We start from the raw sequence: 13,515 nt of genomic DNA, 5'->3' as shown, positions 1-13,515 counted from the left end.
GGCGGGTCGATGCTGCCGGCGGTCGGAGCCCATCGGAGTGCCCGTGCTGCTGCGGGTGGCAACAGAACCGGAAGCAGACGCGCGCAACGGCAGTGCACCGCCGGCAGACTCGGGCTCGCCGTTCCCCGAGCCCCTGAACACGCGCTCTCGTGAGCCCCAGATTCCGCCTCTCGTCGAGAATGGAGAACCCGCATGCGCCACGCCCACACCGTCGAGCAGGTCCGGGCCGCCGAGGCCGCGCTGATGGCCCGGCTGCCGGAGGGGGCGCTGATGCAGCGGGCCGCCGCCGGGCTGGCCGCCGTCTGCGCGGGGCTGCTGCCGCGGGTGTACGGGAGCCGGGTGCTGGTGCTGGCCGGGTCCGGCGACAACGGGGGAGACGCCCTGTTCGCCGCCGCCCGGCTGGCCCGGCGCGGGGCCCGCGCCGAGGCGCTGCTGCTCGACCCGGCGAAGGCGCACGCCGAAGGGCTGGCCGCGCTGCTCGCCGCGGGCGGCCGGACCACTACGGACCCGGACGCCTTCGGCCGGGCCGACCTGGTGCTGGACGGCATCGTCGGGATCGGCGGCCGCGGCCCGCTGCGCCCCGCCGCCGCCCCGTTCGCCGCCATGGCGCGCCGCGGCCGCCTGGTCGCCGTGGACGTCCCCTCCGGGGTGGACCCCGACACCGGCGAGGTCGCCGGGCCCGCGCTGCGCGCCGACGTCACGGTCTGCTTCGGCACCCACAAGCCCGGCCTGCTGATCGACCCCGGCGCGCAGTACGCGGGCGTCGTCCACCTGGTCGACCTCGGCCTCGACCTGCCGCCCGCCCCCGTCCGGGCCCTCCAGCACGCCGACGCGGCCGCGCTGCTGCCCGTCCCCGGCGCGGAGAGCGACAAGTACCGGCGCGGGGTGGTCGGCGTCGCCGCCGGGTCCGCCCGCTACCCCGGCGCGGCCGTGCTGGCCGTCGCCGGGGCGCTGCACGGCGGGGCCGGGGCGGTGCGCTACACCGGGCACGCGGCCGCCGAGGTGGTCCGCCGGCACCCCGAGACGCTGGTCACCGAGGACGGCCCGGCCCGGGCCGGACGCGTCCAGGCGTGGGTGGTCGGCCCGGGCGGCGGCGAGGACGCCGAACGCACCCTGCGCGAGGCGCTCGACACCGGCGCGCCCGTCCTGGCCGACGCCGACGCGCTCACCGAACTCGCCCGCCTCGGCCCGGCCGCGCTGGCCGGCCGCGACGCGCCCGTCCTGCTCACCCCGCACGCCGGGGAGGCCGCCCGGCTGCTCGCGGGCGTCGGCGAGGACGCCGACGCCGGGGCGGTCGCCGCGCGGCGGCTGTGGGCGGCCCGGCTGCTCGCCGCCCGCTACGGCGCGACCGTGCTGCTCAAGGGCTCCACCACGGTCGTCGCCGACCCGGACGGCCGGGCCCGGGTCAACTCCACCGGCACCGGCTGGCTCGGCACCGCCGGCAGCGGCGACGTCCTCTCCGGCCTGGCCGGCTCGCTGCTCGCCACCGGACTCGCCCCGCTGGACGCCGCCTCCGCCGCCGCCTACCTGCACGGCCTGGCCGGGCGCCACGCCGCGGGCCCCGGCGCCCCGATCACCGCCCTCGACCTCGCCGCGGCCCTGCACCACGCCTGGGGCTCGCTCACCGGCTGAGGGCCGCCGCCGGAACCGGAACGCGGGCCACCGCGTGGAAGCACCCGGGACGGCCGACGGGCCGGGGCGGGCGGGTGACGCGCCCCGGCGGGCCGTGCCCCTGCTGGGGGGAGTGGCCGCTGTCTGGGAGACTGATACGCGATGACGACTGCGAACACCACCGGGACGCCCGCACTGACCCAGGGCGCGCGGGCCGAGGCGACCATCGACCTGGCCGCGCTGCGCGACAACCTGGCCGCGCTGCGCGCGCGCACCAACGGGCCCGAGCTGATGGCGGTGGTCAAGGCGGACGCCTACGGCCACGGCGCGCTGCGGTGCGCCCGGGAGGCGGTCGCGGCGGGCGCGGGCTGGCTCGGGACGGCCACGCCGCAGGAGGCGCTCGCCCTGCGGGCCGCGGGCATCGGCCCGGAGCAGGCCCGGATCCTGTGCTGGCTGTGGACGCCGGGCGGGCCGTGGGCGCGGGCGCTGCGCGAGTCGGTGGACGTCTCGGTCAGCGGGCAGTGGGCGCTGGACGAACTGCTGGCCGCCGTCCGGGAGACCGGCATCCCGGCCCGGGTGCACCTGAAGGCCGACACCGGCCTGGGCCGCAACGGCTGCCAGCCGCACGACTGGCCCGACCTGGTGGAGAACGCCGTCAAGGCGCAGGCCGACGGCCTGCTGCGGGTGGTCGGCGTCTGGTCGCACTTCGCGGCCGCCGACGAGCCCGGACACCCCTCGATCCAGGCCCAGTTGGACTCGTTCGCGCAGGCCCTGGCGTTCGCCGAGCGGGCCGGCGTCGACCCCGAGGTGCGGCACCTGGCGAACTCCCCGGCGACGCTGCTGCTGCCGCAGTCGCACTACGACCTGGTCCGGCCCGGCCTGGCCATGTACGGCCTGTCGCCCGTCCCCGACGTCGGCTCCCCGGCCGACTTCGGGCTGCGCCCGGTGATGTCGCTGGCGGCCCGGCTGGCACTGGTCAAGCGGGCGCCCGGCGGCCACGGCATCTCGTACGGGCACCACTACACGACGGCCGGCCCGACCACGCTCGGCCTGGTCCCGCTCGGCTACGCGGACGGCGTGCCGCGGCACGCCAGCAACACCGGGCCGGTGCAGATCGGCTCGACCTGGTACCGGGTGGCGGGCCGGGTGGCGATGGACCAGTTCGTCGTCGACCTCGGCGGGGACACCCCGGAGACCGGCGACGAGGTGCTGCTGTTCGGCTCCGGCGAGCGGGGCGAGCCCACCGCCGAGGACTGGGCGCGGGCCTGCGGCACCATCGCGTACGAGATCATCACCCGGATCGGGGGCCGGGTCCCCCGACGCTACGTCGGCGGACTGCGGGGGTGACCGATGGCTGAGGAGTCCACCGGCGGGGTGTCCAGGGCCGGGCTGATCGGCATCTCGCTGGGCGTGCTGGCGGCCGGCGCCGCGGCCGGGGTGGCGATAGAGCGGCTGACGGTCGGCCGGGCGATGCGCAAGCGGGCCCGCGAGGAGCTCGACGCGGCCGCCGCCTTCGGCTCGCTGCGCGGCACCGCCACCACGGTGCCCGCCGCCGACGGCACCGGCCTGTACGTCGAGGTCGACGAGGCCCCGGCGGCCGGCGGGCCGACCGTCGTGTTCTGCCACGGCTACTGCCTCAACCAGGACGGCTGGCACTTCCAGCGGGCCGCGCTGCGCGGCGCGCTGCGCACCGTGTTCTGGGACCAGCGCAGCCACGGCCGCTCCGAGCGCTCCCGCTCGTACGCGGGCGGCGAGCCCGCCTCGATCGACCAGCTCGGCGCGGACCTGGAGGCGGTGCTGGACGCGGTCGTCCCCGAGGGGCCGATCGTGCTGGTCGGGCACTCGATGGGCGGCATGACCGTGATGGCGCTGGCCGACCGGCGCCCCGAACTGTTCGGCCCCGGCGGCCGGGTGGCCGGCGTCGCGCTGATCGGCACCCTGGCGGGCGACTGGGACGCGGTGCCGCTGGGCCTGCCCGCGGTCGGCGCCAAGGTGGTCAAGCGGGTCGTGCCCGGGGTGATACGGCTGCTGGGCCGCCAGGTCGAACTGGTCGAGGCCACCCGGCGCTGGGGCGCCGACCTGGCCGCGGTGTTCTACCGGCGGTTCTCGTTCGGCAGCAAGGACGTCGACCCGGCGGTGGCCCGGTTCGCCGAGCAACTGCTGGACGCCACCCCGATCGACGTGGTCGCCGAGTTCTACCCGACCTTCTCCGCGCACGACAAGCGGGCCGCGCTGGCCGCCATGGACGGCCTGCCGGTCCTCGTCCTGGCCGGCACCAAGGACCTGCTCACCCCGCCCGAGTACTCCGAGGCGATCGCCGCCGCGCTGCCCGGCGCCCGGCTGGTGCTGGTGCCGGACGCCGGGCACCTGGTGATGCTGGAACGCCCCGGCACCGTCGACCGGGAGCTCGCCGCGCTGCTGGAGCGCGCCGCCGACCGGGCCGGGACCGGCCCGCTGCCGGACGCGGTGCGGGAGTTGGCGGCCGAGCAGCCCGAGGACTGAGCGGAACGCTCCGTCCGGTGTGGCACCTTAGGGGTGGCCGCAACGAACGAAGAAGGACGCCATGGGCTCGCAGACCACTCTGACCGTCGACACCGCGGAGCGGATGACCGGCCTCGGCCGGCGCCTGGCCGCCCTGCTGCGCCCCGGCGACCTGGTGCTGCTCTCGGGGGAGCTGGGCGCCGGCAAGACCACGCTGACCCGCGGCCTGGGCGAGGGCCTGGGGGTGCGCGGCGCGGTCACCTCGCCGACCTTCGTGATCGCCCGGGTGCACCCCTCGCTGACCGGCGGCCCCGCGCTGGTGCACGTCGACGCGTACCGGCTGGCCGGCGGCCTGGACGAGATGGAGGACCTCGACCTGGACGTGTCGCTGCCCGAGTCGGTGGTCGTCGTGGAGTGGGGCGAGGGCAAGGTCGAGGAGTTGTCCGAGAACCGGCTGGAGATCCGGATCGAGCGCACCCTGGGCGGCGAGACGGCGGACGAGCTGGGCGAGTCGGACGGGCGGCGGGTCACCGTCACCGGGCTGGGCGGGCGCTGGGACGCCGCGGACCTCACCGGTTTGAGTGAGAACTGACCCGGGTTTCCGACAGCGTGTCGGGAAACGGTTGCGGCGCACGGCGGGGCCGTGATGGGATGGCGCCAGCAGGTTAGGTATGCCTAACTAGGGAGGCGCCCGATGGCGAGCACACCCCCCAGGACCACCGAGGACCGTCCCGCGGCCCGGCCGGCCGCCGAGCCGGAGCGGGCCGCCGCCGCACCGGTGCCGATGCGCGCCCTGCTGGCGGCCGGCCGGGCCGCCGAGGCCGTCTCCACCCCGCCGGAGCGCAAGGCGGCCTGAGCGCGGTGCCGTCTCCGGGGCGAAAGGCCCGGGTCAGGCGATCACCACCACCCGGGTGCCGTTCGGCGCGAAGTCCCACAGCGCCTGGCCGTCCGCCCGGGACGCCCGGATGCCGCCGGTCTTCGTCTTCGGGTCCAGCGCCGGGGCCGGCGCCTTCTCGTCCACCAGGGCGCTGAACCCGAACACCGTGCCGGACTGCTGGGCGAACCGCACCACGTGCTCGATCTGCCGCCCGTCCGTGCCGGTGCCCGCCGCGGTCCGGCTGGTGACGGTGTAGGTGCCCGCGGCCGGCAGGGTGTTGCCCGGCACCACCTTGAACGCGGCCACCACCGGGTTCGGCTTCTTCGGGTCGACCAGCCACACCTGGTGCTCCTGCAGCGCGTACACCACCCGCAGGCCGGTGCCGGACTCGGCGGGCAGCGGCGGCACGCTCGGCCGGGCGCTCTCCGGGGCGGAGGCCGACGGGGCCGCGCTCGACGCGGACGGCACCGCCGCGACCGCGCGCGAGGCCGCGCCGTTCGCCTGGAAGGCCAGCAGCCCGATCACCGCCAGGGCGCCCAGGGTCAGCCCGCCGACCACCGCACCAGGACCCAGCTTCGCCACGTCAGCTCCTCAACGCTCCGCGCCGCACCGTATCGACCTCAGCGAAGCCCATCGTGCCAGGTGCGGTCCGCCGTTCCGGCCTCCTGTCGGTCGTGTGTTCCGGCCGGACCGGGTCGCACGGGCCCCGCGCCGGACCCTCTAACCTTGGACCCGTGCTCCTCCTCGCCTTCGACACCGCCACCCCCGCCGTCACCGCCGCCGTCCACGACGGAGAGCGGGTGCTCGCCGAGTCCTACGAGGTCGACGCCCGCCGGCACGGCGAACTGCTGCTGCCCACCATCGCGGCCGTGCTGCGCGCCGCCGGAGCGGACAAGCGCGACCTGACCGGCCTCGCGGTCGGCGTCGGCCCCGGCCCGTACACCGGCCTGCGGGTCGGCCTGGTCACCGCCGCCGCCCTCGGCGACGCGCTCGGCCTGCCCGTGCACGGCGTCTGCACCCTCGACGCGATCGCCCACCAGGCCCGCACCGAGGGCCTGACGGGGGCGTTCACGGTGGCCACCGACGCCCGGCGCAAGGAGGTCTACTGGGCCTCCTACGCCGCGGACGGCACCCGGACCGGCGGCCCCGCGGTGGACCGCCCGGCCGAGACCGACCCCGGCGAGCGGACGGTCGGCGCCGGCGCCCTGCTGTACGGACTGCCCGCGGCGAGCGGCCCCGAGCACGTCTCGGCGGGCGCGCTGGCCGACTTCGCGGTCCGCGAGCTGGCCGCCGGCCGGGAGCTGCTGCCGAACGCGCCGCTGTACCTGCGGCGGCCGGACGCGCAGGTCCCGGCGGGCTACAAGGCGGTGCTTCCGGCGTGACCGGCGCTCCCGGACGGGCGGGCGGCCGGCGTGGCTGAGTACGCGCTGCGGCCCATGCGGTGGTGGGACATCGAGGCCGTCATGGTGCTGGAGCACCGGCTGTTCCCCGAGGACGCGTGGTCGCGGGGCATGTACTGGTCGGAGCTGGCGGAGGCGTTCCCCGGCGGGAGCCGGCACTACGTGGTGGCCGTCGACCGGGGCGGGGCGGTCGTCGGGTACGCCGGGCTGATGGCGGTCGGGCCGGACAGCGACGTGCAGACCATCGCGGTGGACGCCGACCGGCAGGGGGCGGGGCTCGGGACGCTGCTGCTGACCGAACTGGTCGGGGAGTCGGTCCGGCGCGGCTGCGCCGAGCTGCTGCTGGAGGTGCGGGTGGACAACCTCCGGGCGCAGCGGTTGTACGAGCGGTTCGGGTTCGAGCCGGTCGGGATCCGGCGGGGCTACTACCAGCCCGCCAACGTGGACGCACTGGTGATGCGTCTGGACCACCTGGCAAGCGACGCAAGCGATCTGAAGGATCATCACAATGGCTGACGAACCCCTCGTCCTCGGCATCGAGACCTCCTGCGACGAGACCGGCGTCGGCATCGTCCGCGGCACCACCCTGCTGGCCGACGCGGTCGCCTCCAGCGTCAACGACCACGCCCGCTACGGCGGCGTCGTCCCGGAGATCGCCAGCCGGGCGCACCTGGAGGCGATGGTCCCGACCATCCGCCGGGCGCTGGACACCGCCGGGGTGAAGGCGAGCGACCTGGACGGCATCGCCGTCACCGCGGGCCCCGGCCTGGCGGGCGCGCTGCTGGTCGGCGTCAGCGCCGCCAAGGCGTACGCGTGGGCGCTGGACAAGCCGCTGTACGGCGTCAACCACCTGGCCTCGCACATCTGCGTGGACCAGCTGGAGCACGGCCGGCTGCCCGAGCCGACGATGGCGCTGCTGGTCTCCGGCGGGCACTCCTCGCTGCTGCTCAGCGGCGACATCACCGCCGACGTGCGGCCGCTGGGCGCGACCATCGACGACGCGGCGGGCGAGGCGTTCGACAAGGTGGCGCGGGTGCTCGGGCTGGGCTTCCCGGGCGGGCCGGTGGTGGACCGGATGGCCAAGGAGGGCGACGGGAAGGCGATCGCCTTCCCGCGCGGGCTGAACAACGCCGGGGACCCGGCGTACGACTTCTCGTTCTCCGGCCTGAAGACCGCCGTGGCGCGCTGGGTGGAGGCCAGGCGGCGGGCCGGCGAGCCGGTGCCGGTGGCGGACGTCGCCGCGTCCTTCCAGGAGGCGGTCACCGACGTGCTGACCCGCAAGGCCGTCCGGGCCTGCAAGGACAACGACGTCGACCACCTGATGATCGGCGGCGGCGTGGCCGCCAACTCGCGGCTGCGCGAGATGGCCCAACAGCGCTGCGACAAGGCGGGCATCGTGCTGCGGGTGCCGCGGCCCGGCCTGTGCACCGACAACGGCGCGATGGTGGCCGCGCTCGGCGCCGAGATGGTCTGGCGGAACCGCACCCCGTCCTCCTTCGACCTGTCGGCGGACTCCTCGCTGCCGGTCACCGAGACCCACGTCCCGGGCGAGCACGGCAGCTTCCACGCGCACGCGCACGAGGCCCTGAAGTGACCCTGGCGGCCATGTGGGAGGCCCGGGCGGCGGACGGCCGGGGCGCCGAACTGCACGCCTGGGCCCGGGAGTCCGCGCTGCCCGCGGTGCGCGGCGCGGCCGGCCTGGAGCGGGTCGAGCTGTTCACCGCGCCGGGCGAGCGGGTGCTGCTGATCGCGCTGTGGACGGGCGAGCCGCAGCCGGTGCCCGAGCCGCCCGCCGGGCTGCTGGCCCGCCCGGTGCACCGCTGGACCTTCACCCGCACGGATGCCGGGTAGGCAACCGCCGAACCGGTACCCTGCGTCCTGAACATCGACACGCGTGTAGAAGCAGCAGAGGCGACGGGGGCACCGGTGGGCATGCGGGAGCGGATCGGGTACGGGGCGGGCGCGCTGGCCGTGCTGCTGGCGGCGAGCGGCTGCGGGAGCGACCCGGCCCCGGCCGGGTCGTCCGCCGCCCCGGCCAAGCCCGCCGCGGCGTCCTCCGCGGCCGGCTCGCCGTCCGCCGGCGGGTCCGCCTCCCCGGCCCAGGACGCGGTGCCCGAGGCCGCCTGGGCCAAGTGGGGCCTCAAGCCGATGCCCAAGGCGCCCGCGCCGCCCGCCGACCGCCCGATCAAGCTGACCAAGTCCGGCCAGGTGCCGGTGTTCAGCGAAGTCCCGACCTCCGACAAGGTCGTGTTCATCACCATCGACGACGGGGCCGAGAAGGACCCGAAGTTCGTCGAGATGCTCACCGAACTCAAGGTCCCGATCACGATGTTCCTGACCAAGGACATCGTGAAGGGCGACTACGGCTACTTCAAGCCGCTGCAGGCGCTCGGCAACAGCATCCAGAACCACACCGTCAGCCACCCGGTGATGAGCAAGCTCACCGCCGCCCAGCAGAAGTCGCAGGTCTGCGACGACCAGGCGGCCCTCACCGAGCAGTACGGCACCGCCCCGTACCTGTTCCGCCCGCCCTACGGCGACGGCGCCAACACCCCGACCCTGAACACCGCCGTCCAGGAGTGCGGGCCGCGCGCCGTCGTGCTGTGGCGGGAGTCGATGCAGATCCACGACATGCAGTACCAGGCCGCCGACAAGAAGCTGAAGAACGGCGACATCATCCTCGCCCACTTCCGCGGCCCGTCCGAGCTCAAGGGCGAGACCATGACCCAGATGTTCGGCGAACTGCTCTCCCGGATCCAGGAACAGGGCTTCGCGGTCGCCCGCCTCGACGACTACATCGCCAAGCCGACCGGCTGACCCAGCATCATCACCGGGCCGGCCGCGGTGCGGGCCACGATCACCGTCACCGCGTTCGGCCCGGCCGGCTTCACCTGCCGCCGCAACTCCTCCGGGACGACCGACGCCCCGCGCTTCTTGACCACCAGGGTGCCGATCCGGCGCTCCTTCACCAGCGCCTTCAACCGCTTCACCTGGAACGGCAGCACGTCGGTCAGCTCGTACGCCTGCGCGTACGGGGTCGGCCGCAGCTCGTCCGAGGTGACGTAGGCGATCATCGGGTCGATCAGCCGCCCGCCCACCGCCGCCACCACCTCCGCCACCATCCGGCCCCGGATCACCGCCCCGTCCGGCTCGTACAGGTAGCGCCCCACCGGGCCCACCGGCGGGGCCGGCAGCGCGCCGCCGGACAGCGAGTGCGGGCCCGGCAGCAGCGTCGCCCGGTACGGCTCGGCGGCGTCCGTGCCGAACCACAGCACCGCCTCCTTCACCTCGCCCCGGTCCGAGACCCACTCCGCCTCGGCGCCCTCCGGCACCAGCTCGTGCGGGATGCCCGGCGCCACCTTCAGCGCGCCGAACGGGGCGCCGCGGGCCGCCTCCACCGCCCAGGACAGCGGCGGCGAGTACGCCTCGGGGTCGAACACCCGGCCGCGCGAGGTGCGCCGCGCCGGGTCGGTGAACACCGCGTCGAAGCCCGCCGTGTCGACCTCCGCGACGTCCGCCTGCCGGACCTCCACCAGGTCGGCCACGCCCAGCGCCGCCGCGTTCGCCCGGGCCACCTCGCAGGTCAGCCCGTCCCGGTCGACCGCCAGCACCGCGATCCCGGCCCGGGCCAGCGCGACGGCGTCCCCGCCGATCCCGCAGCACAGGTCGGCCAGCCGCTTCACCCCCAGCGCCGCGAACCGGCCCGCCCGCCACTCGGCGACCGACCGCCGGGTGGCCTGCTCCACCCCGTGCTGGGTGAAGTACATCGAAGCGGCGTCCGCCCCGAACTTCGCCTCCGCCCGCTGCCGCAGCCGGGCCTGCTCGAACGCCGCCCGCACCAGCTCCGCCGGGTACTCCCGCCGCAGCCTGGTCGCCAGCGCCAGCTCCCCGGCCGCCGTGAACCCCCGCAACTCGGCCAGCAGCGCCTGCCCCTGCTCGGTCAGCAGCGCCCGGAACGACTCGATCTCCACCGGGCCATTGTCCCCGCCCGGCGCCGGTGCTCAGAGCCCGACCACCGAGGACAGCGCCACCGCCAGCACCGGGCCCGCCGTCCACAGCGAGAGCGGCGCGATCCGGTACCCCCGCCGGGCGGTCAGCGCCGTCGCCAGCACCGGCACGGCCACCGCCAGCAGCAGGAGCAGCCCGCACACCGCCACCGCCGAGCCCGCCCCGTCGCCGGTCCCGTCCGGCTCGGACATCACGGCCAGGCCGAACACGCCCACCACGAACAGGTACGGGACCGCCATCAGCAGCGGCACCACCAGGGCCAGCAGCCACACCGCGTGGAACGCGTCCCGCCGCACGGACGGTCGAATCGTCGTCATGCGCCCAGCGTGGCAAGGGGATCGGCGCACCGCCTGAGTGCCGCTACTCAACCCGCGCGGGCCCGTGCTCAGCGCGGCGCCAGCGGCGAGAAGGCCCGCAGGACCCCCAGCGGCAGCCCCGCCAGCAGCGCCGCCGGTGCGAGCCGCAGGCCCAGGCGGCGCGACACCAGCACACCGGTCGCCAGCAGCACCGGTACGGCGCCCAGCAGGCCCAGGCCGCCCACCAGCAGGAAGCCCCCGACCAGCTGCCCCGGCAGGCCGAAGACCGACGGATCGGCCACGTACGCGTAGCTGAACCTCAGCATGGTCAGCAGCTGGGGGAGCTGGGTCAGCGCCAGCACCTCCAGCGCCAGCAGCCACGTCGCGTGCAGCGCGTCCCGGCCGGCGGGGCGTCGAATCGTCGTCATGTGCCCATCCTGGCCGGGCCGTTGGTGCACCACCTGAGTACCCGGGCTCAGCTCCGTCCGGCGCGGGTACCCGTTCCCGGGGGGCGTGCGGCGGGTGGCGGGCGAGAATCCGACACGACGTCGTTGGCACTCTGGTTGACTGAGTGCTAACGGCGTCCTAAGGTCGTTCCTGGCACTCCCCCCAGGGAGAGTGCTAACGCGATGAAGCGTGTCCGACCCCCGCGACGGCGGGCGCGCAGAAGTCGCCACCTACCTGTTAGACAACCCCGTAATCTCCGAAGGGGAGCTCGGACGTGACCACCAGCAGCAAGGTTGCCATCAAGCCGCTCGAGGACCGCATCGTGGTCCAGCCGCTCGACGCCGAGACCACCACCGCCTCCGGCCTGGTGATCCCGGACACCGCCAAGGAGAAGCCCCAGGAGGGCGTCGTCCTGGCCGTCGGCCCGGGCCGCTTCGAGGACGGCCAGCGTCTGCCGCTCGACGTCGCCGTCGGTGACATCGTCCTGTACTCGAAGTACGGCGGCACCGAGGTGAAGTACCAGGGCGAGGAGTACCTCGTCCTCTCGGCCCGCGACGTCCTCGCGATCATCGAGAAGTAAGACGTCCGCGCAGTAAGACGTCCCAGCCCGCCCCGGATCCGTGTCGCACCGACAGGGGCCCGGGGCGCGGTTGTTGCTCCACGTACGCAGACCTACCCCTGAGGAAACGGGACCATGGCGAAGACCCTGCAGTTCGACGAGGACGCCCGCCGCTCGCTGGAGCGCGGTGTCAACAAGCTGGCCGACACCGTCAAGGTGACCATCGGCCCCAAGGGCCGCAACGTCGTCATCGACAAGAAGTTCGGCGCCCCCACCATCACCAACGACGGTGTGACCATCGCCCGCGAGGTCGAGCTCGACGACCCGTACGAGAACCTCGGCGCGCAGCTGGTCAAGGAGGTCGCCACCAAGACCAACGACGTCGCGGGCGACGGCACCACCACCGCCACCGTGCTGGCCCAGGCCCTGGTCAACGAGGGCCTGCGCAACGTCGCCGCCGGCGCCGGCCCGGCCGCCCTGAAGAAGGGCATCGACAAGGCCGTCGCCGCCGTCTCCGAGCACCTGCTCTCGGTGGCCCGCGAGATCGAGGGCAAGGACGACATCGCCGCCGTCGCCTCCCTCTCCGCCCAGGACGCCCAGGTCGGCGAGCTGATCGCCGAGGCGATCGACAAGGTCGGCAAGGACGGTGTGATCACCGTCGAGGAGTCCAACACCTTCGGCGTCGAGCTCGAGTTCACCGAGGGCATGCAGTTCGACAAGGGCTACCTGTCGCCGTACTTCGTCACCGACGCGGAGCGCCAGGAAGCCGTCCTGGAGGACCCGTACGTCCTGATCAACCAGGGCAAGATCTCCTCCATCCAGGAGCTCCTGCCGCTGCTGGAGAAGGTCCTGCAGGCCGGCGGCTCCCGCCCGCTGCTGATCATCGCCGAGGACGTCGACGGCGAGGCCCTCTCCACCCTGGTGGTCAACAAGATCCGCGGCACCTTCAACGCGGTCGCGGTCAAGGCCCCCGGCTTCGGCGACCGCCGCAAGGCGATCCTCGGCGACATCGCCACCCTCACCGGCGGCCAGGTCGTCTCCGAGGAGGTCGGCCTCAAGCTCGACCAGGTCGGCCTGGACGTGCTCGGCACCGCCCGCCGGATCACCGTCACCAAGGACGAGACCATCGTGGTCGACGGCGCCGGCGACTCCGCCGAGGTCGCGGGCCGGGTCGCCCAGATCAAGGCCGAGATCGCCAACACCGACTCCGACTGGGACCGCGAGAAGCTCCAGGAGCGCCTCGCCAAGCTGGCCGGCGGCGTCTGCGTGATCAAGGTCGGCGCGGCCACCGAGGTCGAGCTCAAGGAGCGCAAGCACCGCCTGGAGGACGCCATCTCGGCGACCCGCGCCGCGGTCGAGGAGGGCATCGTCGCCGGCGGCGGCGCCTCGCTCGTCCACGCCGCGAAGGTCCTGGCGGACGGCCTCGGCCTGTCCGGCGACGAGGCCACCGGTGTCGCCGTCGTCCGCAAGGCGCTCGCCGAGCCGCTGCGCTGGATCGCCCAGAACGCCGGCCTGGAGGGCTACGTCATCACCTCCAAGGTCGCCGAGCTGGAGGCCGGCCAGGGCTACAACGCCGCCACCGGCGAGTACGGCGACCTGGTCAAGGCCGGCGTCATCGACCCGGTCAAGGTCACCCGCTCCGCCCTGGAGAACGCCGCCTCCATCGCCTCCCTGCTGCTCACCACCGAGACCCTCGTGGTGGAGAAGAAGGAAGAGGAGGAGGCCGCGGGCCACGGCCACTCGCACGGCGGCCACGGCCACAGCCACTGAAACGGCTAGCCGCCAGGCACTGAAGGGGCGCGAGGAACTGCGCGACCGGCCGGGCACCCCCGTGGT

Annotated in this window: 16 protein-coding genes; 12 read left to right on the top strand and 4 right to left on the bottom strand. The window is 75.0% G+C overall.

All coding sequences use genetic code 11. The features are described from left to right. Positions 1-192 precede the first annotated feature (192 nt). The 5 genes from OU787_RS12325 (at position 193) to OU787_RS12305 (ending at position 4,948) form a co-directional block, all read left to right on the top strand. Positions 193-1,632, top strand: a complete 1,440-nt coding sequence (locus OU787_RS12325) for a bifunctional ADP-dependent NAD(P)H-hydrate dehydratase/NAD(P)H-hydrate epimerase (RefSeq protein WP_030457391.1) — start codon at positions 193-195, stop codon at positions 1,630-1,632. Positions 1,633-1,773: 141 nt separating this feature from the next. Continuing rightward, complete coding sequence (alr, locus tag OU787_RS12320) at positions 1,774-2,958, top strand: alanine racemase (protein ID WP_051816404.1); 1,185 nt, start codon at positions 1,774-1,776, stop codon at positions 2,956-2,958. 3 nt (positions 2,959-2,961) lie between these two features. Next, a complete protein-coding gene (locus tag OU787_RS12315; protein WP_035953449.1) occupies positions 2,962-4,113 on the top strand; it encodes an alpha/beta fold hydrolase in 1,152 nt (383 codons plus the stop codon). Positions 4,114-4,174: 61 nt separating this feature from the next. Then, positions 4,175-4,684, top strand: a complete 510-nt coding sequence (gene tsaE, locus OU787_RS12310; protein WP_030457388.1) for a tRNA (adenosine(37)-N6)-threonylcarbamoyltransferase complex ATPase subunit type 1 TsaE — start codon at positions 4,175-4,177, stop codon at positions 4,682-4,684. A 102-nt stretch (positions 4,685-4,786) separates the two neighbouring features. After that, positions 4,787-4,948: a hypothetical protein gene (locus OU787_RS12305; RefSeq protein WP_157852046.1), complete on the top strand. Its 162-nt coding sequence runs from the start codon at positions 4,787-4,789 to the stop codon at positions 4,946-4,948. A gap of 33 nt (positions 4,949-4,981) precedes the next feature. Here OU787_RS12305 and OU787_RS12300 read toward each other — a convergent pair whose 3' ends face one another. After that, complete coding sequence (locus tag OU787_RS12300; protein WP_268659354.1) at positions 4,982-5,551, bottom strand: L,D-transpeptidase; 570 nt, start codon at positions 5,549-5,551, stop codon at positions 4,982-4,984. A 152-nt stretch (positions 5,552-5,703) separates the two neighbouring features. Here OU787_RS12300 and tsaB point away from each other — a divergent pair, with 152 nt between their 5' ends. From tsaB to OU787_RS12275, 5 genes are all read left to right on the top strand, one after another. Further along, a complete protein-coding gene (gene tsaB / locus OU787_RS12295; protein ID WP_030457386.1) occupies positions 5,704-6,351 on the top strand; it encodes a tRNA (adenosine(37)-N6)-threonylcarbamoyltransferase complex dimerization subunit type 1 TsaB in 648 nt (215 codons plus the stop codon). A gap of 54 nt (positions 6,352-6,405) precedes the next feature. Next, on the top strand, positions 6,406-6,885 hold the full coding sequence (gene rimI / locus OU787_RS12290; protein WP_268661854.1) for a ribosomal protein S18-alanine N-acetyltransferase: 480 nt from the start codon (positions 6,406-6,408) through the stop codon (positions 6,883-6,885). Next, positions 6,878-7,963, top strand: a complete 1,086-nt coding sequence (gene tsaD / locus OU787_RS12285) for a tRNA (adenosine(37)-N6)-threonylcarbamoyltransferase complex transferase subunit TsaD (RefSeq protein WP_268659353.1) — start codon at positions 6,878-6,880, stop codon at positions 7,961-7,963. Before rimI ends, tsaD begins: the two co-directional genes overlap by 8 nt. A gap of 11 nt (positions 7,964-7,974) precedes the next feature. Further along, complete coding sequence (locus tag OU787_RS12280) at positions 7,975-8,220, top strand: hypothetical protein (protein WP_387850617.1); 246 nt, start codon at positions 7,975-7,977, stop codon at positions 8,218-8,220. Positions 8,221-8,301: 81 nt separating this feature from the next. After that, positions 8,302-9,186, top strand: a complete 885-nt coding sequence (locus OU787_RS12275) for a polysaccharide deacetylase family protein (RefSeq protein WP_268661853.1) — start codon at positions 8,302-8,304, stop codon at positions 9,184-9,186. Here the strand turns inward: OU787_RS12275 and OU787_RS12270 are convergent. From OU787_RS12270 to OU787_RS12260, 3 genes are all read right to left on the bottom strand, one after another. Further along, complete coding sequence (locus OU787_RS12270; protein WP_268659352.1) at positions 9,162-10,340, bottom strand: class I SAM-dependent methyltransferase; 1,179 nt, start codon at positions 10,338-10,340, stop codon at positions 9,162-9,164. The two genes, OU787_RS12275 and OU787_RS12270, sit on opposite strands and share 25 nt — an antisense overlap. A 30-nt stretch (positions 10,341-10,370) precedes the next feature. Next, the gene (locus OU787_RS12265; RefSeq protein WP_157852045.1) at positions 10,371-10,694 is read right to left on the bottom strand and encodes a hypothetical protein; all 324 of its coding nucleotides are present in this window, start codon (positions 10,692-10,694) and stop codon (positions 10,371-10,373) included. A 68-nt stretch (positions 10,695-10,762) separates the two neighbouring features. After that, positions 10,763-11,101, bottom strand: a complete 339-nt coding sequence (locus OU787_RS12260) for a hypothetical protein (protein WP_268659351.1) — start codon at positions 11,099-11,101, stop codon at positions 10,763-10,765. Between the two features lie 293 nt (positions 11,102-11,394). Between OU787_RS12260 and groES the strand changes: the two genes are divergently transcribed. Together groES and groL are read left to right on the top strand one after the other, a co-directional pair. After that, the gene (gene groES / locus OU787_RS12255; protein ID WP_014136232.1) at positions 11,395-11,700 is read left to right on the top strand and encodes a co-chaperone GroES; all 306 of its coding nucleotides are present in this window, start codon (positions 11,395-11,397) and stop codon (positions 11,698-11,700) included. A gap of 114 nt (positions 11,701-11,814) precedes the next feature. Then, positions 11,815-13,449: a chaperonin GroEL gene (groL, locus tag OU787_RS12250; protein ID WP_030457378.1), complete on the top strand. Its 1,635-nt coding sequence runs from the start codon at positions 11,815-11,817 to the stop codon at positions 13,447-13,449. Positions 13,450-13,515 lie beyond the last annotated feature (66 nt).

The sequence above is a fragment of the Kitasatospora sp. YST-16 genome (assembly GCF_026802215.1).
GTDB classification, from domain to species: domain Bacteria; phylum Actinomycetota; class Actinomycetes; order Streptomycetales; family Streptomycetaceae; genus Kitasatospora; species Kitasatospora cineracea.
This window is presented reverse-complemented; position numbering and strand designations above follow the sequence as displayed.

Bases quoted from the DNA above. Each gene is read 5' to 3' on its own strand.
- OU787_RS12325 (WP_030457391.1), top strand. From the start codon at position 193: ATGCGCCACGCCCACACCGTCGAGCAGGTCCGGGCCGCCGAGGCCGCG.
- alr (WP_051816404.1), top strand. From the start codon at position 1,774: ATGACGACTGCGAACACCACCGGGACGCCCGCACTGACCCAGGGCGCG.
- OU787_RS12315 (WP_035953449.1), top strand. From the start codon at position 2,962: ATGGCTGAGGAGTCCACCGGCGGGGTGTCCAGGGCCGGGCTGATCGGC.
- tsaE (WP_030457388.1), top strand. From the start codon at position 4,175: ATGGGCTCGCAGACCACTCTGACCGTCGACACCGCGGAGCGGATGACC.
- OU787_RS12305 (WP_157852046.1), top strand. From the start codon at position 4,787: ATGGCGAGCACACCCCCCAGGACCACCGAGGACCGTCCCGCGGCCCGG.
- rimI (WP_268661854.1), top strand. From the start codon at position 6,406: ATGCGGTGGTGGGACATCGAGGCCGTCATGGTGCTGGAGCACCGGCTG.
- tsaD (WP_268659353.1), top strand. From the start codon at position 6,878: ATGGCTGACGAACCCCTCGTCCTCGGCATCGAGACCTCCTGCGACGAG.
- OU787_RS12280 (WP_387850617.1), top strand. From the start codon at position 7,975: ATGTGGGAGGCCCGGGCGGCGGACGGCCGGGGCGCCGAACTGCACGCC.
- OU787_RS12275 (WP_268661853.1), top strand. From the start codon at position 8,302: ATGCGGGAGCGGATCGGGTACGGGGCGGGCGCGCTGGCCGTGCTGCTG.
- OU787_RS12265 (WP_157852045.1), bottom strand. From the start codon at position 10,694: ATGACGACGATTCGACCGTCCGTGCGGCGGGACGCGTTCCACGCGGTG.
- OU787_RS12260 (WP_268659351.1), bottom strand. From the start codon at position 11,101: ATGACGACGATTCGACGCCCCGCCGGCCGGGACGCGCTGCACGCGACG.
- groL (WP_030457378.1), top strand. From the start codon at position 11,815: ATGGCGAAGACCCTGCAGTTCGACGAGGACGCCCGCCGCTCGCTGGAG.